Source organism: Microtetraspora sp. NBRC 16547 (assembly GCF_030268965.1).
Classification (GTDB): domain Bacteria; phylum Actinomycetota; class Actinomycetes; order Streptosporangiales; family Streptosporangiaceae; genus Microtetraspora.
Window position 1 is genome coordinate 225,295 of record NZ_BSSE01000006.1, and the last position, 20,401, is coordinate 245,695.

Consider the following 20,401-nt stretch of genomic DNA (forward strand, 5'->3'; position numbering starts at 1 on the left):
CATCGCCTCAGAACCTCTTCTGAGGAGAAAGACCATAAATGTACTCGATCGATCTCTCCGATGCGGCATGGCGTAAGAGCCGCCGCAGCGCCGGCAACGGAAACTGCGTCGAAGTGGCGACGCTCCCCGAGGGGCACGTCGGGGTCCGTGACAGCAAGGACCAGGATGGTCCTGTCCTCGTCTTCACGCCCGGCGAGTGGGATGCCTTCATCGGAGGCGTCAAGGACGGCGAGTTCGACCTTTGAGCTCGCGCGCGCGGCCCCCGGCGTCTGACGCCGGGGGCCGCGCGTGTGTTCGGGTCAGGCGATGCCGAGGCTTTGAGCGACGCCCTGGCCGAGGTCCTTGTGGATGTCGGTCCAGTAGTCCACGACCCGCTTCTTCATGTCGGACGTGACCTCGGGAGCCGAGGCGTGGCCGGGACCCGACAGAAGACCTATTCCCCAGAGATCGCCAAGAGATGGCATGCTCGGATGCCGTGAAGTCTCGTGTCGCAGCCTTGGTCACTCTTACCCTCCTCGCCGCCGCCTGCTCGGCCGCCGAAGGCGAACCGATTCCGGAGGCGTCGGGCAAGGCCGGCTCCACGGCCGTCCCGTCGGTACCGGCGGAACCGAAGCCGACCCCGGAGCCGTTCACGATCTCGTTCGCGGGCGACGTGCACTTCGAGGGGGTGCTGCGGAACCGGCTGAACAGCGACCCGCGCACCGCGCTCGGCCCGATCGCGAGCGTCCTGAGCAGGTCCGATCTCACGGTTCTCAACCTGGAGACCGCGATCACCACCGGTGGGACGCCGGCACCGGGCAAGCAGTTCACCTTCCGTGCGCCCGCCACCGCCTTCACCGCGCTCAAGGCCGCCGGGGTGGACGCCGTCACCATGGCGAACAACCACGGCATGGACTACATGGAGAGCGGGCTGCAGGATTCGCTCGCCGCGATCAAGCGCAGCAAGTTCCCCGTCATCGGCATCGGGAAGAACGCCGCCGAGGCCTACCGACCGTTCCGGGCCACCGTCAAGGGCAACCGGGTGGCGGTCATCGGCGCGACGCAGGTGCTCGACTCCGAGTTCATCCAGTCCTGGACGGCGACGGACGACAAGGCGGGCCTCGCCTCCGCCAAGGAAGAGCCACGCCTCCTCCAGGCGGTACGGCAGGCGCGCAAGACCTCCGACACCGTGATCGTGTTCCTGCACTGGGGCGCCGAGCTGGTCAAATGCCCCACCGACGTCCAGCGTGACCTCGCCGACAAGCTCTCCAAGGCGGGCGCGGACGTGATCGTGGGCAGCCACGCGCACATCCTGCTCGGCGGCGGCTACGCGGGTCGGAGCTACGTGCAGTACGGCCTGGGCAACTTCGCCTTCTACAACTGGGGCCCGGAGACCGGCAAGACGGGCGTGCTCACGCTCACGATCAACGGCAGGAAGGTGCTCAAGGACCGGTGGACCCCTGCCCGCATCAACGGCGGCGTGCCCATCCCGCTGACCGGGGCGGCCGGACAGCAGGCCGTGGCGGAGTACGCGTCGTTGCGCCAGTGCACCGGCCTGTCCGCCAAACCGTCCGCCGAGCAGTGATCCGTACCTGTGATCTGCGTGGTGATGATCCGTACGGAGTGAAGCGGAGGCAAATCAACGGACTCCCCGGGAGGGCCTGACCGGACGGCCTCGAAAGGGCAATATGGAGGGGTGTCCACCCAGCTGGAAGAGGACGTCGACCCGGCCTCGTCGGACCCGCTGCGCCGCCGGCCGTCGCAGCGCCGCAGCGCTCGCCGGGTCGAACGGATGCTCGACGCGTGCGCCGAGCTGTTGGATGAGATCGGTTACGAGGCCCTCACCACGACCCGCATCGCCGAACGCGCCGGTGTCGCGATCGGCTCGGTCTACCAGTTCTTTCCGGACAAGCACGCCATCAGCCAGGCGCTGACCCGGCGCCATGTCGAGCTCTTCGTCGCCTGCGTGGGCCGCCGGTTCATCAGCGAGGACTTCGCCGACTGGTGGGACGCCATCGATGCCATCATCGAGGAGTACGTCGAGATGCATCGGACCGTTCCAGGATTCCGGTCGCTGCACTTCGGCGACGTCGTGGACCTCAACCTCCTCGACTCGGTCTCCGACAACAACACCGTGATCGCCGGGCGGCTCCGGGCTCTGCTGCTCCAGGAGTTCGGCCTCGCCGACAGCGAGGAGTTGGACCGTGCCGTCCTGGTGGCGGTCGAGGCGGGCGACGCGGTGCTGAAGCTGGCCTTCCGACGCGATCCCCATGGTGCGCCGGAGATCGTGGCCGAGGCCAAGCAGCTCATCCGCGGATATCTCTCCCGTCAGCTGCGCATCAGTTGACCTCGTGCCCCTCCCGGCACTAGTGCCGACGTAGCTCCTAGGGCTCCCCGTGGTCTCCGGGATCCACGCGCTCCCCGGCCAGCGGGTCCGAGAGCGGCATCAGGCGATATTTCACCCGTATGTGAACTGCGCGCTTCTTCTTCAGCGGCCGGGCGATCAGGCAGGACGAGGCGACCTGGCGCATCGAGACGCCGGTGGAGTACACCTCGGACTGGAGCCGCGTGAGCTCCGCACTGGCCCGCTCCAGGGCCTCCGACTTGGCCGTGGCGTAGCCGACGAGCCCAGGGATCACAGCGGAGAGCGAGATCACCGCAGTGAGCGTCACACTCACCTGCCTGAACACCCGCATCACCGCCCTCTGATCTCCTAGGAGCGAGAGCAATATGCCCGATTACCCCCCACGAAACACACTTCGTAGTTGATCGCATGCAAATCGTGATATTGGGAATGCTGCCAGTTGTCCGGGCAAACAAGGGCCGGCCTCGATAGCCTCCTTCTGTGGCGCATGTGACACATGAGCAGCTGGATCGACTGCTCGAACAAGCACTGCTGCTCGATGACCACGGTGCCCTGGCGCGCCAGCTCGACGCGCTGGCCCGGCTCTACGAGTCGGGAGAGATGTCACGGGCGGCGATCCTGGTCATGGCGGCCGAGGAATGGCGGCAGGCGGGTCAGCCGGCGGCGGCCCTGGACCGGTTCCACGAGGCCGCGCGGGACGGGGGCGAGGTGCTCGTCGATCCGCGCTCGGGCATCGCCGACACGCTCTTCGAGCTTGACCGCCCCGACGAGGCGAGGGAGGTCATCGCCGCGATCCGTGGCGGCGTCTGGAACCCCGCCACCGCGCTCACGGTCGCCGAGACGCTGGTCGCGTACGGGGATCTGGACGGCGCGCACGAGTGGGCCACGGACGGGGCCGCGGCCTGTGCTCCGGGCACCACGATGCGCGAGGCCCTGCTGCGCACCAGGTACCGCATCAGGGTCGATCTCGGGCTGCCGGAGGACGAACTGGACGCCTCGCTCGACATCGCACGCTGACCGCGACGCCAGACCTGGCCGGGCCGTCCGGACCGACATGACGAAGGGGCCGCGGTCGCGACCCCTTCTCGTTTCGTCGTCCCTGCTCGTCGTTTCCGTCGTCGTTTCCCTGTGGGCGTTCTCTCGTGAGTGTTCCCGGAGGACCCGTACAGGCGAGCAGGCGCGCACAGTCCCGCTACGGCAGGATGGTGGTGCCGATCAGCTTCTTGGTGATCTCCGTCACCGGCCCGTCCTTCTTGCCGGACCGCGTCTCCGGCGCCTTCGGCGCGACCCGCACCTTCTTGCTCGGCGCCGTCCGCTCGGTCTTCGCCGGCTTCTGCGGAGCGGCCTGCGGCTCCTGGACCCGTGGGGTGGCCGGCTGCGCGGGAGCGTCGGGCCGGGTGGGGACCGCGGGCAGCGCCGGGACGTCCGGGAGCACCGGAAGCCGCACCGGCACCGTGAGGGTGCGCGGCAGATCGGGCACCGCCGACGGGGTTTCGGTCACCGCCGGGACGCCGGGCAGCCCGGAGAAGCCCTGGCCCGCGGCCGCGCCCCCGGCGTCGGCGATGCTCAGCACGCCGGACGCGGAGGAGAGGCCGGGCAGGCCGGCCGCGTCGGCCAACTTGTCGATCGTGATGGTGCGAGCGACCTTGACCGGGCCGCCTGCACCGGTGGAGTCGCAGGCCGCGACCGTCGTCGTGCCCACGCACGGTCCCGCCGCCGCGACCGCCGGACCGCTGGCGAACCAGCTCACCCCGGCGGTCATGGCGGCGAGCGCGGCATGCCGCCCACGGATGCTTCGTGATGTCCCTGACATCGAAGTCCTCCTGTGTACTTTCTGTGTTCCCATGAACACAGAAAGTACCGTCGAGGGAATCCCTAGGGGCGTGCTTGCCGTAATGGTGGGAAAGTCCTTACCGTACGGCCCGCACGGTAAGGGTGTCCCCGGCCTCGTCCAGGTCCACGGCCACGTCGTCGCCGTCGCGGATGTCGCCGGACAGCAGCGCCTTCGCGAGCGTGTCGCCGATCGCGGACTGGATCAGCCGCCGGAGCGGGCGGGCGCCGTACACGGGGTCGTAACCGGTGAGCGCCAGCCACTCGCGTGCGCCGGGCGTGACGCTCAGCTTGAGCCGCCGGTCGGCGAGCCGTGCCCCGAGCCGCGACACCTGCAGATCGACGATCTGCGACAGCTCCTCGGTGCCGAGCGCGTCGAACACGATGACGTCGTCGAGCCGGTTGAGGAACTCGGGCTTGAAGGCGCCCCTGACGGCCGTCATGACCGCCTCGCGCTTGGCGCCGTTCTCCATCTTGGGATCGACGAGGAACTGCGACCCGATGTTGGACGTGAGGATCAGGATCGTGTTCCTGAAGTCGACCGTACGGCCCTGGCCGTCGGTGAGCCGTCCGTCGTCCAGCACCTGGAGCAGCACGTCGAAGACCTCCGGGTGGGCCTTCTCGACCTCGTCGAGCAGCACCACGGTGTACGGGCGGCGGCGCACGGCCTCGGTGAGCTGGCCGCCCTCCTCGTACCCGACGTATCCGGGCGGCGCGCCGACCAGCCTGGCCACGCTGTGCTTCTCGCCGTACTCGCTCATGTCGATGCGGGTCATCGCCCGCTCGTCGTCGAAGAGGAACTCGGCCAGCGCCTTGGCCAGCTCGGTCTTGCCGACGCCGGTCGGGCCGAGGAAGAGGAAGGAGCCCGTCGGGCGGTCCGGGTCGGCGATGCCCGCCCTGGCCCGCCGTACGGCGTCGGAGACGGCCTGTACGGCGGCGCGCTGGCCGATCAGACGCCCGCCGAGCTCGTCCTCCATGCGCAGCAGCTTCGCGGTCTCTCCCTCAAGAAGGCGGCCGGCGGGGATGCCGGTCCAGGAGGAGATGACGTCGGCGATGTCGTCCGGGCCGACCTCCTCCTTCACCATCGGCTGCGCGTCGGTGTCCTCGGCCTCCTCGGCGGCCCTGGTCGCCTCCGCCAGCTCCTTCTCCAGCCGGGGGACCTCGCCGTACATCAGGCGGGACGCCTCTTCGAACTTGCCGTCGCGCTGGGCCCGTTCGGCGGCGCCGCGCGCCTCGTCGAGCTGCTTCTTCAGCTCACCGACCTTGTTGAGGCCGGCCTTCTCGCGCTCCCAGCGGCCGACGAGGCCGTTGAGCTCCTCCTGGCGGTTGGCCAGCTCCTCGCGGAGCTTCTCCAGCCGCTGGCGGCTCGCCTCGTCGGTCTCCTTGACGAGGGCGAGCTCCTCCATCTTGAGCCGGTCCACGATGCGCTGGAGCTCGTCGATCTCCACCGGCCGGGAGTCGATCTCCATGCGAAGCCGGGACATGGACTCGTCGACCAGGTCGATGGCCTTGTCCGGCAGGAAGCGCGCGGTGATGTAGCGGTCGGACAGCGTCGCGGCGGCCACCAGCGCGCTGTCGGAGATCTGCACCTGGTGGTGAGCCTCGTAGCGGCCCTTCAGCCCGCGCAGGATCGCGATCGTGTCCTCGACGGTCGGCTCGCCGACGTAGACCTGCTGGAACCGGCGTTCGAGCGCGGGGTCCTTCTCGATGCGCTCGCGGTACTCGTCGAGCGTGGTCGCGCCGATCATGCGCAGCTCGCCGCGCGCCAGCATGGGCTTGAGCATGTTGCCGGCGTCCATCGCGCCCTCGGCCGCGCCCGCGCCGACCATGGTGTGCAGCTCGTCGATGAAGGTGACGATCTGGCCGTTGCTCTCCTTGATCTCGTTGAGCACGGCCTTGAGGCGCTCCTCGAACTCGCCGCGGTACTTCGCGCCCGCCACCATCGCGCCGAGGTCCAGCCCGACGAGCCGCTTGTTCCTGAGGCTCTCCGGCACGTCGCCGGCGATCATGCGCTGGGCCAGGCCCTCGACCACCGCGGTCTTGCCGACGCCGGGCTCCCCGATCAGCACGGGGTTGTTCTTGGTGCGGCGGGAGAGCACCTGGATGACCCGGCGGATCTCCGCGTCCCGGCCGATGACCGGGTCGAGCTTGCCGGACCTGGCCCGCTCGGTGAGGTCCACGCCGAACTTCTCCAGGGCGCGGTAGGTGTCCTCGGGGGTCTCGCTGGTGACCCGGGCGTGCCCGCGGACCTTCTCGAACGCGTCGAGCAGGGCGTTCGGCGTGGCGCCCTGCGCCTTGAGCAGGTCGGCGACCTGGCCGCCGTCGGCGGCGAGACTGACCAGCAGGTGCTCGGTCGAGACGTACTCGTCCTCCAGCTGCTTGGCGCGCTGGGCGGCCGTGTTGAGCACGGTGAGGAGCTGCCGGGAGCTCGACGGGGCGCTCACCGTGGCGCCCTGCGCCTTCGGCAGCGCGGTGAGCAGCTCCTCGGCCTTGGTCCGGAGCTGCTTCCAGTCGGCGCCCACCGCTTCGAGGAGGGGAACGGCGGTGCCGCCCGTCTGGGCGAGCATGGTGGTGAAGAGGTGGGCGGGGGCCACCTCGGGGTTGCCCTCCGCGGCCGCCCGCCGGACCGCCCCGGACAGGGCCTCCTGGCTCTTCTGCGTCAGCTTGTAGTCCATGGTCGTTCGTGGCCTCGCTTCGCTCAGCGGGCACGCGGCACCGGCGCGGAGGATGCCGTCCGCGTCGGGCGGTTCGGAAGGGCTGTGCTCCCCGAACCGTCCGGCGGGTTCACCACCGCGGCGCGCGAGCCCGTGAATTCCCGGATCAGGCTGGTGGAAGTTCGTATCTGATCAGCGCGCGCATCATGGTCAGCTCGCCTCGGAGCTGTCCCACCTGGTCGCGCAGGCGCAGGTTCTCGGTTTCGAGTTCGAGGATGCGCTTGATGCCCGCGAGGTTGATGCCGTCCTCCTGAGAGAGCCGTTGCACCTCGCGCAGCAGCACGATGTCCCTGGTCGAGTAGAGCCGCCCGCGCCCGGCCGTACGCCCCGGGCTGACCAGGCCGAGCCGGTCGTACTGCCGGAGCGTCTGCGGGTGCAGGCCGGAGAGCTGGGCGGCCACCGAGATGACATAGACCGGTGTGTCGTCGGACAGATCGAAGAAGTTGGCATCCATTGGCTCACTCGCTTCTGGCCTGCTTGATCAGCTCTTCTCTCAGGTCGGTTCCCTCGCTGGCGTCACGGAACTCCTCCAGAGCGGCCCGCGCCTTGTCATCGAGGTGCGGCGGCACGGTCACCTGGACGGTGACGAGCAGGTCGCCCTTCGTGCCGTCCTTGCGGGGGGCGCCCCGGCCGCGTACGCGGAACGTGCGCCCGTTGGGCGTGCCCTCCGGGATGCGGAGGGTGACCGGCATGCCCTTCAGCGTGGGCACCTTGATCTCGGCGCCGAGCGCCGCCTCGGGGAAGGTGACCGGCACGGTGACCGTGAGGTTCTCGCCCGTGCGGCCGAACACCGGGTGCGGCTTGACATGGACCTGGACGTAGAGGTCGCCCGCGGGGCCGCCGTTCTCGCCGGGCGCGCCCTTGGCCTTGAGCCGGATGCGCTGGCCCTCGCCGACTCCCGCCGGGATGCGGGCCTGGATGGTGCGGGTGCTCTTGCCCCGGCCGCTGCCCTCGCACACCGGGCAGGGGTCGTCCACCAGGAGACCCCGGCCACGGCAGTCGCGGCACGGCTCGGAGAAGGCGAAGTTGCCCAGGTTGCGGCTGGCGGCGCCGGTGCCCTCACAGGTCGGGCAGACCCGGGGCGTGGTGCCGGTCTTGGCGCCCGTGCCGCTGCACGCCGCGCAGGCGGACGAGCTGGTCAGCCGCAGGGAGACCGTGGTGCCCTCGATGGCCTCGCCGAACGCCATCGTGACCTCGGACTCGATGTCCTGGCCCCGGCGCGGCCGGGTGGCGCCGGTCGTCGTGGTCCGCCCGCCGCGGTTGAACAGGCCGCCGAACAGGTCGTTGATGCGGTCGCCCGCACCGCTGTGGCCGGTGCCGCTGCCGGAGAACAGGTCGCCGAAGTCGAAGTTGAAGCCGCCTCCACGCGACGCGCCCGTCCCGGCGTATCCGCCGACTCCCGACCCGAAGAGGGTGCGGGCCTCGTCGTACTCCTTGCGGCGCTTGGTGTCGGAGAGGACGTCGTAGGCCTCCGAGACCTCCTTGAACTTCTCCTCGGTCTCGGTGTTGCCCTTGTTGGCGTCCGGGTGGTACTGCCTGGCCAGCTTCCGGTACGCCGTCTTGATCTCAGCGGCGGTGGCGGACTTGGGCACACCAAGGACGGCGTAATAGTCCTTCTCCAGGTAGTCCTTGGTGCTCATCTATCGCTTTCCTCCGCGCAAGGGGGTGTGTCTGGGTGGGCCTCTCCCGATCCTGCCGGATCGGGAGAGCCTCCCGGGGTTTCAGTTTTCGCCGGATTCGGCGGAGTCGTCGGAGTTCCGGGAATCCGCGGGCTCGGCCGCCGGGGCGGCCGCCACGGTTTCGTCGGGCTCCGCGACGGCCACGCGGGCCGGGCGCAGGATCTGCTCGCCTATGCGGTAACCGGGCTGCAGGATCTCGACGCAGGTCGGCTCGGTGACGTCGCCGGAGTAGCTGTGCATGAGCGCCTCGTGCACGTTCGGGTCGAACGGGTCGCCCTTCGCCCCGAACCGCTCCAGCCCGAGCTTTCCGAGGGTCGCCTCCAACAACTCGCTCACCTTGGCGAACCCGCCGGTGAGCTCGCCGTGGTCATGGGCTCGCCCGATGTCGTCGAGCACCGGCAGCAGCTCGGTGAGAACGCCGGCCACCGCATGCTCCTTGACGGCGGATCGGTCCCGATCCACCCGCTTGCGGTAGTTGGCGTACTCGGCGTGGAGCCGCTGCAGGTCGGCGGTGCGCTCCGCGAGCAGGTCCGTCCCGTTGCCGCCCGCCGCCTGGCCGGGCGCCTCGGCCGTCGTGCCGGCCCCGGCGTCCGCCGGGGCCTCCGCCCCGTCCGGGGCGGCCGCTCCGGAGGACTTCCCGGTGCGGGCCGTCCCGGTCTCCGGGTCGATCTTGCGGTTGTCGCGGATCATCGGCTCCTGCTCGGAACCGTTCTCACGCGCGGTCACTTGTTGCCGCCCTCCCGCTTCGGGTCCTCGTCGACGATCTCCGCTTCGACCACGTCCTCTTCGGCCTTGGCCTGGCCGTCGCCGGAGGCCGCGGTGCTCTCAGCGCCGGCCGCGGCGCCCTGCGACTGGGCGTAGATCGCCGAACCCATCTTCTGGCTGACGGTCGCGAGCTTCTCGGCAGCAGCGCGGATCGCGGCCGAATCGGTGCCCTCAAGGGTCTTCTTCAGCTCGGCGAGCGCGTCGTTGACCTCGGTCTTGACGTCGGCCGGGACCTTGTCGTCGTTGTCGTGCAGGAACTTCTCGGTCTGGTAGGCCAGGGCGTCCGCGTTGTTGCGGACCTCGGCCTCCTCACGGCGCTGCTTGTCGTCCTCGGCGTAGGACTCCGCCTCGCGCATCATGCGCTCGATGTCGTCCTTGGCCAGCGCGGAGCCGCCGGTGATCGTCATCGACTGCTCCTTGCCGGTGCCGAGGTCCTTGGCGCCGACGTTGACGATGCCGTTCGCGTCGATGTCGAAGGTGACCTCGATCTGCGGGATGCCGCGCGGAGCCGGAGCGATGCCGGTCAGCTCGAAGGTGGCCAGCTTCTTGTTGTAGGCCGCGATCTCGCGCTCGCCCTGGTAGACCTGGATCTGCACCGACGGCTGGTTGTCCTCGGCGGTGGTGAAGACCTCCGACCGCTTGGTCGGGATCGTGGTGTTCCGCTCGATGATCTTGGTGAAGATGCCGCCCTTGGTCTCGATGCCCAGGCTCAGCGGGGTCACGTCGAGCAGCAGGACGTCCTTGACCTCGCCCTTGAGCACGCCGGCCTGGAGCGCCGCGCCGACCGCGACGACCTCGTCCGGGTTGACGCCCTTGTTCGGCTCCTTGCCGCCGGTCATCTCCTTGACCAGGTCGGTCACGGCCGGCATGCGGGTCGAGCCGCCGACGAGCACCACGTGGGCGATGTCGGAGACCTTGATCCCGGCGTCCTTGACGACCTGGTGGAACGGGCCCTTGCAGCGCTCGAGCAGGTCGGCGGTGATCCGCTGGAACTCGGCGCGGGTCAGCTTCTCCTCGAGGTGCAGCGGGCCCTCGGCGGAGGCGGTGATGTAGGGCAGGTTGATGGTGCTCTCGGTCTGGCTGGAGAGCTCGATCTTGGCCTTCTCCGCCGCCTCACGCAGGCGCTGGAGAGCCATCTTGTCCTTGGCCAGGTCGACGCCGTGCGCGTTCTTGAAGCGGGTCACCAGCTCGTCGACGACGCGCTGGTCCCAGTCGTCACCGCCGAGGTGGTTGTCACCGCTGGTGGCGCGGACTTCGACGAAGCCGTGGCCGTCCTCCTGGCCGACGTCGAGCAGGGACACGTCGAAGGTGCCACCACCGAGGTCGAAGACCAGGATGGTCTGGTCCTTCTCCTTGTCGAGGCCGTAGGCCAGGGCGGCCGAGGTCGGCTCGTTGATGATCCGCAGCACGTTGAGGCCCGCGATGGTGCCGGCCTCCTTGGTCGCCTGCCGCTGGGCGTCGTTGAAGTAGGCCGGGACGGTGATCACCGCGTCGGTGATCTTCTCGCCCAGGTAGGCCTCGGCGTCCTGCTTGAGCTTCTGCAGGACGAAGGCGCTGATCTGCTGAGGGGTGAACTTCTTGCCGTCGATCTCGACGGACCAGTCGGTGCCCATCTCGCGCTTGACCGAGCGGATCGTCCGGTCGACGTTGGTCACGGCCTGCCGCTTGGCGACCTCGCCGACGAGCACCTCACCGTTCTTCGCGAAGGCGACCACGGACGGGGTGGTCCGCGAGCCCTGGGCGTTCGCGATGACCGTGGGCTCACCGCCCTCGAGGATCGAGACGACAGAGTTGGTCGTCCCCAGGTCGATACCTACCGCACGTGCCATGAGTTCGTCCTTGTGGTCAAAGTTGAGTCGGTACGACTCAATATTGGGTCGCACCCCAGGCTTTGTCAAGCGACTTGAGCCTAGTGGACTCAACCTCATGGCGCGCGCGTGGATTCCACCTTTTGCCGGTCGTCGAGGGCGTGGGCCGTACAGTCAAGGCCGGGCGCCGTCGACCACCTCGCGACCGTCGAGAGGGGCGGAGAGCCGCACCGTCGTCGTCTTCTGCATCGCGATGGCGATGCAGACCGCGTCGGGGAAGCGTGGGTCCCCGCCCTCGTAGAGGGTGACCGTGACCTGCTTCGCGCCCTCCTCCACCTCGACCCGGTCGAGCACCGTGCAGGGCGCGACGCCTGACCACCAGACGATGGCGAGCGACCTGCCGTCCGTCGACGGGGTCGCGCTGGTCCACGCGATCTTCCGCGGGTCGCGCGTGCCGCCCATGGGCGTCTCCGGCGAGGGCGATCCAGTCGGCGCTTCGGAGCTCGCGGGCGCGCTGGTCGGCTCGTTGGGCCCGGGCGGTGACGTGGACGACGTGGACGACGTGGACGGCTGTTGCCCGCAGGCCGCCGCCATGAACAGGAGCGCTATGGCCCAGAACCTTCGCATATCTCATTAAACGAGGTCGCCGCCAGGACGGTTCGATGCCCTGTTGACGGTGGCCTGGCGGAGGTCTAATTTCAACGCATGATGAATTTGTCCGGACCGGCGATAGCCGTACGGGATCTGCGGGTTTCACGGGGCGGGACGGAGGTCCTGCACGGGCTCACCTTCGAGGTGCCACGAGGACAGGTGACCGGGCTGCTCGGGCCCAGCGGATGCGGCAAGACGACCCTTATCCGGTCGATCGTGGGGGTCCAGATCGTCGAGAGCGGAGAGGTGGCCGTGCTCGGCGAGCCGGCGGGCAGCCCCGCGCTCCGCCGCAAGATCGGCTACTCCACGCAGAGCGCCGCCATATATCGCGATCTGACGGTGCTGGAGAACCTGCGGTACTTCGCCGCCGTCCTCGGCGCGGGCAAGGACGACGCCGAGCGGGTGATCGAGGAGGTCGGCCTGGCCGGTGCCAGGAAGCAGCTCGGCGGCTCGCTCTCCGGCGGCCAGCTCAGCCGGGCCAGCCTCGCCGTCGCGCTTCTCGGCACCCCCGAGCTGCTGGTGCTCGACGAGCCGACCGTCGGCCTGGACCCGGTGCTGCGCCAGGACCTCTGGCGGCTCTTCCAGAGCCTCGCGGAGCGCGGCGTGACCCTCGTCGTGTCCAGCCATGTCATGGACGAGGCCGCCCGCTGCCACCGCCTGATCATGTTGCGGGAGGGCGAGATCCTGGCCGACGGCAGTCCGGAAGGGCTGCGCGAGCACGCCGGGACGACCGATCTGGAAGAGGCGTTCCTGCGCCTCATCGAGGAGAAGGCGGAGCGCGTGCGATGAACGTCGCCATCACCCTGGCCACGGCGGGGCGCATCCTCGCCCAACTGCGTCACGACCGCCGCACGCTCGCGCTACTCGTCGGCGTGCCGAGCGTGCTGATGATCCTGCTCAGGTACGTCATCGACGACCCCTCGGCGTTCAACCGGCTGGGCCCGACGCTGCTCGGCATCTTCCCGTTCGTCGTGATGTTCCTGGTCACCTCGATCACGACCCAGCGCGAGCGGGCGACCGGCACGCTCGAACGGCTGATGGCCGGTCCACTCGGGAAGTTCGACCTGCTGGTCGGATACGCCCTCGCATTCGGCGCCGTGGCCGCGGCCCAGGTCACGGTCGTGCTCGCCATCTCCCTGACCTGGCTCGGCCTGGACCTCGCCGGATCCGTCTGGACATTGATCCTGGTCGCTGTGCTCGACTCGCTGCTGGGCATGGCGCTCGGCCTGTTCTTCAGCGCGTTCGCCCGCACCGAGTTCCAGGCGGTGCAGTTCATGCCGGCGGTCGTGCTGCCGCAGGCCCTGCTGTGCGGGCTCATCGTCCCCCGCGACGCCATGGCCCCCTGGCTGGAGTGGCTGTCCGACGTCATGCCGCTCTCGTACGCGGTGGAGGCGATGCAGGAGACGGCGCGGACCGGTGACTTCACCGGCGTGCTGGTCCGTGACGTCCTGATCGTCGGCGGGTGCACGATCCTTTCGCTCGTCCTCGGCGCCGCCACCCTGCGCCGGCGCACGCCGTAACCGGGGCGTCGGGCCGTAGGCCGCCCGGGCCGCCCGGGGGCGCCCGGCCCGTCGGTAAGCTGCGGGACGGTACCCCTAAGCAGCGAGGAATGGTCATGATCGCGATTCTCGGCACCGGCAAGATGGGCGAGGCGCTGCTCTCCGGGCTGGTCCGGGCCGGGCTGCCGCCGAGCGAGATCATGACGACGGCACGGCGCGAGGATCGGGCGGAGTCGCTGCGGAAGACCTACGGCGTGCGCGTGGTCTCCAATGCCGAGGCGGCCAAGGCGGCCGACACCGTCATCCTCGCGGTCAAGCCGCAGGACATGGCGAGCCTGCTCGCCGAGATCGCTCCCTACGTCCCCGCCGACCGGCTGGTGATCTCCGTCGCGGCGGGGATCACCACGGCCTTCGTGGAGTCCCGGCTCGGGGAGGGGGTGCCGGTCGTCCGTGTCATGTCCAACACGCCGGTCCTGGTCGACGAGGCGATGAGCGTCATCTCGCCCGGCGCGCACGCCGAGGAGCGCCACCTGGAGCGCACGGAGGCCCTGCTCAAGCCGGTCGGCAAGGTCCTGCGCATCCCCGAGTCGCAGCAGGACGCCGCGACCGCGCTGTCGGGCAGCGGCCCGGCCTACTTCTTCTATCTCGTCGAGGCCATGGTGGACGCCGGGATCCTGCTCGGCATGCCGCGTGCCGCCGCCCTCGACATGGTCACCCAGTCCATCGTCGGCGCCGCGATCATGCTGCGCGACTCGGGCGAGCACCCGGTGATCCTGCGCGAGGCGGTCACCTCCCCGGGCGGGACGACCATCGCCGCCATCGCGGAGCTCGAACGTCACAAGGTCCGGGCCGCCTTCCTGGACGCCATCGAGGCAGCCAGGGATCGCAGCCGCCAGCTCGCCTCCGGCTGACCGTTTCGCGAGCCCCTATGAGTCGATGCCGTACGGCTCGTACGGATCCGATCCACGCGCCCGGTGAACGCACGGAAAGTGGCCTATGTCACGAGGGGGCGAATCCGCGCCGAGGGCCGTACGGTAGCGTCACGATCGTGCGGCGAGGAGGCGGCGGCATGATCGAGGCGACAGGCGGGCAGGGATGCGGCTCCGTCCGTGTGGTCTGGGACGAGGCGCTGACGTCGTACGACTTCGGCCCGGGGCATCCGCTCGCGCCGGTCCGGGTGGAGCTGACCATGGCGCTCGCCCGGGACCTCGGCGTGCTCGACCGGGTCGAGATGGCCGGATGCGTGCCGGCGAGCGACGACGAGCTGGCGATGGTCCACCGGCGTGACTACATCGACGCGGTGAAGACCGTGTCGAAGACCGGGCGGCCCGATCTGCGCTGCGGGCTCGGCACGGAGGACAACCCGGCGTTCACCGGGGTGCACGAGGCGTCGGCGCTGATCGCCGGAGCGTCCCTGGAGGTCGCGAGGGCGGTGTGGACGGGGGACGCGCGGCACGCCGTGAACGTGGCGGGCGGTCTGCACCACGCGATGGCCGGTACGGCCAGCGGTTTCTGCGTCTACAACGACCCGGCGATCGCGATCGCGTGGCTGCTCTCCCAAGGGGCGACGAAGGTGGCCTACGTCGACGTGGACGTCCACCACGGCGACGGAGTGCAGGCCGCGTTCTACGACGATCCGCGGGTGCTCACCATCAGCCTCCACGAAAGCCCGCAAACGCTCTTCCCGGGAACCGGATTCCCCAGCGAGACCGGGGCGCTCGGCAGTGCCGTCAACGTGGCGCTGCCGGCCGGGTGCGGCGACAGCGGCTGGCTGCGCGCCTTCCACGCCGTCGTGCCGCCCCTGTTGCGGGAGTTCGGCCCGGAGGTGCTCGTCACCCAGCACGGATGCGACAGCCACGCCCTCGACCCGCTGGCCAACCTCATGCTGAGCCTGGACGGCCAGCGTACGGCCTACGCCGCGCTGCACCGGCTGGCCCACGAGACGGCGGGTGGCCGGTGGATCGTCACCGGCGGCGGGGGATACGAGCTCGTCCAGGTGGTGCCGCGCGCCTGGACCCACCTGATCGCGGAGGCGTCCGGGCATCCCGTCGAGCCGACCACGCCCACCCCGCAGAGCTGGCGGGCCCTGGTCAGGGAGCGGACCGGTGAGCTGCCGCCGCTGACGATGACCGACGGACGCCACCCGCAGTTCTCCGACTTCTCCGATGGTTATGATCCGGCCGATCCGATCGACCGGGCCATCATGGCCACCAGGAAGGCCGTTTTCCCCCTCCACGGATTGGACCCCCTGCCATGACGGGAATCCCGGCGGCGAGAGGAGCGCTGTGGCGCCTGTGAACGCTCCCTCCCGCACAGACCTCCGTGACCACCTGATCAGAACGCGCATCGCCGGTGATGTGGCCACACCGCGTGAGAACAACCTCGACAACTACCGCTCGCTGGCCAACCGCGACCCCCACTACATGTTCGGCCTCTCGTTCTCGGCCGAATGGGACTTCCGCGCCGTGCTGGAGCAGATGGCCAAGTCCGTGGGCGTGGTCGCCGATCCGGAGCATCGGGAGGGCCGGGACACCATCGATCCCGACCTGACCATCGACGCGCTGGAGGCGATGGGCGACCGCGTCGGAGAGGTGCTGGCCAGGGGCGACGCCCGTATCGTGATCGCCACTGGGCATCCGACGGGCCTGCTCACCATCCACCTCGCGGTCGCCAGGCTCGCCCGCTCATGCGGTGCGACCCTGCTCACCCCGGCCGAGCGCTGGAGCTACTCGGGCCACGGATTCGGGCGCGTACGGCGGATCCGCTATCTCGACGACGTCGCGATGCTGGACGACGGGTCGGCGCTGGTGCACACCCACGACGCGGATCCGATGCGCGCCATCCTGGCCGAGGAGCGGCCCGACTTCGTGATCGCCGATCACGGGTGGGCGGGCGCCGCGGGCGAGGCGGGCGTCGAGACCGTCGGCTTCGCGGACAGCAACGATCCCGCGCTCTTCATCGGCGAGGCGGAGGGCAAGATCGCGGTCGCCGTGCCGCTCGACGACAACGTGTTGCCGAGATATTACGGTCCGCTGACGGACTACCTCCTGGCCAGGATCGCCCGGCACCTCTGACCGCGTAACGGACTGTCCGTTTCGCGCATTTCGCGGCCCCCTTTGCCCCGGTCTGCCGGGCGTTTGCCAACTCTTTCGTGTGCCGGGGCGACTCTTATGTGAGAGAAGTTGGTCCGTTCCAAGATTGAGGCGAGGGGCACGACCCGGCTGCTGCCAGGGAGTTTCTCCATTTTGACGGCATAAGGCTGCGGTGACTGATGAAATGGGGGGTTTGCCTAATCGCAGTCCCGACTTACGCTGACGGAAGTACACGTGCGTGAGCGATGGCACCAGTGGGGATAACCCGGAAACACGTGCGGAAGAGGCGTCCGATGGGTGCAGGCGAAAGACCTCTCAGCGAGGTGAAGTTCCTGACGGTGGCGGAAGTCGCCACGGTCATGCGAGTGTCCAAGATGACGGTGTACCGGCTCGTCCACTCAGGTGAGCTGCCGGCCATCCGTGTCGGCCGATCCTTCAGGGTGCCCGAGCAGGCGGTACACGACTATCTCAGGGATGCGTTCATCGAGGCTGGATGACACGCCGAGGCGGTCCGGACCCGCGCTGACCAGGCGCGGGATCGGGCATCGGCCACGCGGTGTCCCCCAGGGGGCGATCGACCGTGGATCGCCGGTAGTCTGTTGTGCCGGTGTGCGCTCGCGCACCGGTCTGGCATTCTCTACCTTCACCTGGGGGTCCCGTGGGCTCTGTGATCAAGAAGCGCCGCAAGCGCATGGCCAAGAAGAAGCACCGCAAGCTGCTCAAGAAGACCCGCATCCAGCGGCGTAACAAGAAGTAGTACGGAGCGCGCACCGGTCCCGAGGGGCCGGGCGACCGAACACCATTCCCCCACCAGTCCCCCAGTGAGGCGACGATGACCCACACCGTGTTGGTCACCGGGGTCTCGCGTCACATCGGAGCACGAGTGGCGAGCGTGCTCGCCGCCGACCCGGGCATCGGCCGGGTCATCGGAGTGGACACGGTTCCGCCATCGCCGACCCGAGACGGCGGCTCACTGTTCGGTCGCACCGAGTTCGTCCGCGTCGATCTGCGCAGTCCGGACATCGCGCAGGTCATCGCGGCGGCGAACGTCGATGTCGTCGTGCACATGAGCCTGGTCAGCGGCCCCGCCAGGAGCCGGTCGGCCATGAAAGAGCACAACGTCATCGGCGCGATGCAGCTGCTCGGCGCGTGCCAGCGGTCCGCGACCGTGCGCAGGGTCGTGGTGCGGTCCACGACCGCCGTGTACGGCTCCGCGCCGAACGATCCCGCTGTGTTCACGGAGGACGGCGAGCCCGCCGAGGTGCCGCACTCGGGGTACGCCAAGGACGCCAGCGACGTCGAGGGCTACGTCCGGGGCTTCGCCAGGCGGCGTCCCGACGTGGTCACCTCGACGCTCCGTTTCGCCAACTTCATGGGTCCCGGGGTGGACTCACCCCTCACCCGGTACTTCACGCAGCCGGTTCTGCCGACGGTGTTCGGTTTTGACCCCCGGTTGCAGTTCGTACACGAGGACGATGGGGTCGAGGTGCTGCGCCGGATGGCCCTGGAGGACCACCCGGGCACGTTCAACGTGGCCGGCGACGGCGTCCTGCTGCTGTCCCAGTGCCTGCGAAGGGCCGGTCGGCTGCCGCTTCCCGTTCCGTCTCCGCTGTTCCGTTTCCTGGGCGAGGTGGCGCGGGCCGGGGGCCGGGTCGACTTCTCGCCGGAGCAGCTGGCGCTGATGTGCCACGGCCGCGTCGTGGACAGCGGGCGGCTGATCCGGGAGCTCGGGTGGAAACCCAAGTTCGGCACGGCCGCCGCGTTCGAGGACTTCCTTCGTTCGCGCGGCATCTCCGGCGGTTTTCTCGCCACCATGGCTGGGGCGTGAGCGACGTGACGCGCATCTCCGAGGAGGGCTCGGCCGGCGTTCCCGGGGATGCCCCGGACCCGTCGGACGACGAGCGGCTCGCCGAGCTGTTCTCCTTCCTGCGCCGCCGTCTCACCGGTGAGTACGAGGTCGACGAGTTCGGGTTCGACCCCGAGCTCAACGACAAGGTCCTGCTCGAACTGATCCGGCCGGTGTACCGGCACTGGTTCCGGGTCGAGACGCTCGGCCTCCAGCACGTCCCCGCGGACTCGGGGGCCCTGGTCGTGGCGAACCACTCCGGGACGCTGCCGGTCGACGCGCTGATGATGCAGGTCGCGCTGCACGACGAGGCGCACCGCGCGGTCCGGCTGCTCGGTGCGGACCTCGTCTACCAGCTGCCGCTGCTCGGCCACCTGTCCCGCAAGACCGGCCACACGCTGGCCTGCCCGGAGGACGCCGACCGCCTGCTGCGCAAGGGCGAGCTCGTCGGCGTCTTCCCCGAGGGCTTCAAGGGCGTCGGCAAGCCCTTCTCGCAGCGCTACCGGCTGCAGCGGTTCGGCCGGGGCGGCTTCGTGGCCTCGGCTATCCGCGCCGGAGTGCCGATCGTCCCCTGCGCCATCGTCGGAGCCGAGGAGATCTATCCCAAGATCGGCGACCTGCCCGCGCTGGCCCGGCTCCTGGGCCTGCCGTACCTGCCGATCACGCCGTTCTTCCCGTGGCTCGGCCCGCTCGGGCTGGTGCCGTTGCCGTCCAAGTGGCTGATCGAGTTCGGCGAGCCGATCAGGATCGACGACTACGACCCCATCGACGCCGACGACCCGATGCTGGTGTTCAACCTCACCGATCAGGTACGCGAGACGATCCAGAGCCAGCTGGACGCGCTGCGGGAGCGCCGTGGCCCCGCGTTCCCGCCGATCTTCTGACCCCTCCGGTTGACCTGGGCCTGAGGCCGTCAGGTGTCCACTTCGTGAAGTTTTACCCGGGCTTATTAGTCCTGGGGTCTAACGATGGAAGCTACCCATCGGTATGGTGTACTCCACCAAGAGGAGTACATCATGCATCAAAGCGGGATAAAACGGAAAGTTCTGCTCGCCGGCATGGCCCTGGGGTACGCCGCGGGAGTGGTCCGGCGGCGTGCGGAAACCGTTCCGGCGGTGGCGGACGGCTCCCGGCTCGGCTGCCTGGTGGGCAAGCCGATGACCGTGATCACCGACGATGGTGTGCACCTCGCTGTGGACGTCGACGAGCATCCGGATCCCGAGTTCGCGGTGGTCTTCGCGCACGGCTGGGTGATGAACCGCCACTGCTGGCACATCCAGCGCGAGGCGCTGGTCGGCCGGGCCACGCTCATCTTCTACGACCAGCGCGGGCACGGCGCCTCCTCGGCCGGCCCGATCGACGACTGCACGATCGACCGGCTCGGCGACGACCTGGCCGCGGTCATCGAGCAGGTGGTGCCGGAAGGGGTGCCGGTCCTGCTGGTCGGCCACTCGATGGGCGGCATGAGCATCATGGCGTTCGCCGCCCGGCATCCGGAGCTGCTCGCCTCCCGCGTACGCGGAGTCGCGCTGCTGAGCACGTCGTCGGGCGGGTTGTCCCGGCACACGTTCGGCCTTCCCTGGCCGGTGGGGCGGCTCGCCGGGCTGATCACGCCGATCGTGTTCGAGGGCCTGCTGACCAGGGCGGCGTGGATCGACCGCAGCGTGACGCTGAAGACGCGCACCCACCTCCCGGTGGCGCGCTACATCGCCTTCGGCGGCGGCGCGCGGCCCGATCACGTGCGGTTCGTGAGCGACATAGCGGCGGCCACCCCGACCGAGGTGATGGTCGGCTTCTTCCGCGGCCTCTGCGGGCACGACAAGCTGGCCGCGCTTGAGGCACTGCGCTCGGTGGAGACGCTCATCATGGTGGGGGAGGACGACCGGGTGACCCCTCCCGCGCACAGCCGCAGGATCGCCGAGTCGCTGCCCCGCGCCCGGCTCACGATCGTCCCCGACGCCGGGCACATGATCGGCTTCGAGCGCCCGAACCTCGTCAACCAGGCCCTGAACGACTTCCTCGACCGGGCCGGCCGCCTCGCGCGCCGATGACCCGGGCTCCTCAGGATGACCCACGCTCCTGGGGACTACCCCACGCCCCTCAGGGTGACTCAGGCCCCTCAGGGTGACTAGGCCCTTACGATGACTCAGGCCCCTCGGGATGATCCACGCTG

23 protein-coding genes are annotated in these 20,401 nt (G+C 69.5%); 14 read left to right on the top strand and 9 right to left on the bottom strand.

Translation table 11 applies throughout. The features are described from left to right. Positions 1 to 38: 38 nt before the first annotated feature. Complete coding sequence (locus QSK17_RS12095) at positions 39 to 245, top strand: DUF397 domain-containing protein (protein WP_285704736.1); 207 nt, start codon at positions 39 to 41, stop codon at positions 243 to 245. Positions 246 to 299: 54 nt separating this feature from the next. Here the strand turns inward: QSK17_RS12095 and QSK17_RS12100 are convergent, their stop codons facing one another. Beyond that, positions 300 to 464, bottom strand: coding sequence for a hypothetical protein (locus tag QSK17_RS12100; RefSeq protein ID WP_285704737.1), 165 nt, complete (start codon positions 462 to 464; stop codon positions 300 to 302). Here QSK17_RS12100 and QSK17_RS12105 point away from each other — a divergent pair. Both QSK17_RS12105 and QSK17_RS12110 read left to right on the top strand, forming a co-directional pair. Then, positions 458 to 1,564 (top strand): CapA family protein, encoded by a 1,107-nt coding sequence (locus tag QSK17_RS12105; protein ID WP_285704738.1) that lies wholly within the window; start codon positions 458 to 460, stop codon positions 1,562 to 1,564. The two genes, QSK17_RS12100 and QSK17_RS12105, sit on opposite strands and share 7 nt — an antisense overlap. 111 nt (positions 1,565 to 1,675) lie before the next feature. Further along, positions 1,676 to 2,326, top strand: a complete 651-nt coding sequence (locus QSK17_RS12110) for a TetR/AcrR family transcriptional regulator (protein ID WP_285704739.1) — start codon at positions 1,676 to 1,678, stop codon at positions 2,324 to 2,326. Between the two features lie 37 nt (positions 2,327 to 2,363). On the opposite strand, the gene QSK17_RS12115 is transcribed toward QSK17_RS12110, so the two are convergent. Next, a complete protein-coding gene (locus QSK17_RS12115) occupies positions 2,364 to 2,651 on the bottom strand; it encodes a hypothetical protein (protein WP_285704740.1) in 288 nt (95 codons plus the stop codon). 173 nt (positions 2,652 to 2,824) lie between these two features. On the opposite strand from QSK17_RS12115, the gene QSK17_RS12120 reads away from it, so the two are divergent. Beyond that, complete coding sequence (locus tag QSK17_RS12120; protein WP_285704741.1) at positions 2,825 to 3,361, top strand: hypothetical protein; 537 nt, start codon at positions 2,825 to 2,827, stop codon at positions 3,359 to 3,361. A 175-nt stretch (positions 3,362 to 3,536) separates the two neighbouring features. Here the strand turns inward: QSK17_RS12120 and QSK17_RS12125 are convergent, their stop codons facing one another. The 7 genes from QSK17_RS12125 to QSK17_RS12155 form a co-directional block, all read right to left on the bottom strand. Then, the gene (locus QSK17_RS12125) at positions 3,537 to 4,157 is read right to left on the bottom strand and encodes a hypothetical protein (protein ID WP_285704742.1); all 621 of its coding nucleotides are present in this window, start codon (positions 4,155 to 4,157) and stop codon (positions 3,537 to 3,539) included. A gap of 97 nt (positions 4,158 to 4,254) precedes the next feature. Then, positions 4,255 to 6,849, bottom strand: coding sequence for an ATP-dependent chaperone ClpB (gene clpB, locus QSK17_RS12130; RefSeq protein WP_285704743.1), 2,595 nt, complete (start codon positions 6,847 to 6,849; stop codon positions 4,255 to 4,257). A gap of 145 nt (positions 6,850 to 6,994) precedes the next feature. Next, positions 6,995 to 7,342 (bottom strand): heat shock protein transcriptional repressor HspR, encoded by a 348-nt coding sequence (locus tag QSK17_RS12135; protein WP_285704744.1) that lies wholly within the window; start codon positions 7,340 to 7,342, stop codon positions 6,995 to 6,997. A gap of 4 nt (positions 7,343 to 7,346) precedes the next feature. Then, a complete protein-coding gene (dnaJ, locus tag QSK17_RS12140; protein ID WP_285704745.1) occupies positions 7,347 to 8,528 on the bottom strand; it encodes a molecular chaperone DnaJ in 1,182 nt (393 codons plus the stop codon). An 81-nt stretch (positions 8,529 to 8,609) separates the two neighbouring features. Beyond that, positions 8,610 to 9,293 carry a nucleotide exchange factor GrpE gene (grpE, locus tag QSK17_RS12145; RefSeq protein WP_285704746.1) on the bottom strand — a complete coding sequence of 228 codons (684 nt, stop codon included), beginning with the start codon at positions 9,291 to 9,293 and terminating at the stop codon, positions 8,610 to 8,612. Next, entirely contained in the window at positions 9,290 to 11,161 is a 1,872-nt protein-coding gene (dnaK, locus tag QSK17_RS12150; RefSeq protein WP_285704747.1) for a molecular chaperone DnaK, read from the bottom strand. Before dnaK ends, grpE begins: the two co-directional genes overlap by 4 nt. Before the next feature lie 153 nt (positions 11,162 to 11,314). Further along, positions 11,315 to 11,767, bottom strand: a complete 453-nt coding sequence (locus QSK17_RS12155) for a hypothetical protein (RefSeq protein ID WP_285704748.1) — start codon at positions 11,765 to 11,767, stop codon at positions 11,315 to 11,317. A 78-nt stretch (positions 11,768 to 11,845) separates the two neighbouring features. Here QSK17_RS12155 and QSK17_RS12160 point away from each other — a divergent pair, with 78 nt between their 5' ends. From QSK17_RS12160 to QSK17_RS12205, 10 genes are all read left to right on the top strand, one after another. Next, on the top strand, positions 11,846 to 12,580 hold the full coding sequence (locus QSK17_RS12160) for an ABC transporter ATP-binding protein (protein ID WP_285704749.1): 735 nt from the start codon (positions 11,846 to 11,848) through the stop codon (positions 12,578 to 12,580). Continuing rightward, positions 12,577 to 13,311, top strand: a complete 735-nt coding sequence (locus tag QSK17_RS12165) for an ABC transporter permease (protein ID WP_285704750.1) — start codon at positions 12,577 to 12,579, stop codon at positions 13,309 to 13,311. Before QSK17_RS12160 ends, QSK17_RS12165 begins: the two co-directional genes overlap by 4 nt. Positions 13,312 to 13,406: 95 nt before the next feature. Beyond that, positions 13,407 to 14,201, top strand: a complete 795-nt coding sequence (gene proC, locus QSK17_RS12170; protein WP_285704751.1) for a pyrroline-5-carboxylate reductase — start codon at positions 13,407 to 13,409, stop codon at positions 14,199 to 14,201. A 200-nt stretch (positions 14,202 to 14,401) separates the two neighbouring features. After that, positions 14,402 to 15,547 (top strand): acetoin utilization protein AcuC, encoded by a 1,146-nt coding sequence (locus tag QSK17_RS12175; RefSeq protein ID WP_285704818.1) that lies wholly within the window; start codon positions 14,402 to 14,404, stop codon positions 15,545 to 15,547. A gap of 37 nt (positions 15,548 to 15,584) precedes the next feature. Then, a complete protein-coding gene (locus tag QSK17_RS12180; protein ID WP_285704752.1) occupies positions 15,585 to 16,364 on the top strand; it encodes a phosphatase in 780 nt (259 codons plus the stop codon). A 311-nt stretch (positions 16,365 to 16,675) separates the two neighbouring features. Next, positions 16,676 to 16,879 (top strand): helix-turn-helix domain-containing protein, encoded by a 204-nt coding sequence (locus tag QSK17_RS12185; RefSeq protein WP_030456159.1) that lies wholly within the window; start codon positions 16,676 to 16,678, stop codon positions 16,877 to 16,879. A gap of 161 nt (positions 16,880 to 17,040) precedes the next feature. Beyond that, positions 17,041 to 17,139, top strand: a complete 99-nt coding sequence (locus QSK17_RS12190; RefSeq protein ID WP_018654693.1) for a 30S ribosomal protein bS22 — start codon at positions 17,041 to 17,043, stop codon at positions 17,137 to 17,139. A gap of 75 nt (positions 17,140 to 17,214) precedes the next feature. Beyond that, positions 17,215 to 18,210 (top strand): NAD-dependent epimerase/dehydratase family protein, encoded by a 996-nt coding sequence (locus QSK17_RS12195; RefSeq protein WP_285704753.1) that lies wholly within the window; start codon positions 17,215 to 17,217, stop codon positions 18,208 to 18,210. Beyond that, positions 18,207 to 19,112: a lysophospholipid acyltransferase family protein gene (locus QSK17_RS12200; protein WP_502889190.1), complete on the top strand. Its 906-nt coding sequence runs from the start codon at positions 18,207 to 18,209 to the stop codon at positions 19,110 to 19,112. Before QSK17_RS12195 ends, QSK17_RS12200 begins: the two co-directional genes overlap by 4 nt. Positions 19,113 to 19,244: 132 nt before the next feature. Continuing rightward, positions 19,245 to 20,279, top strand: a complete 1,035-nt coding sequence (locus tag QSK17_RS12205) for an alpha/beta fold hydrolase (protein WP_285704754.1) — start codon at positions 19,245 to 19,247, stop codon at positions 20,277 to 20,279. The last annotated feature ends 122 nt before the right edge of the window (positions 20,280 to 20,401 follow it).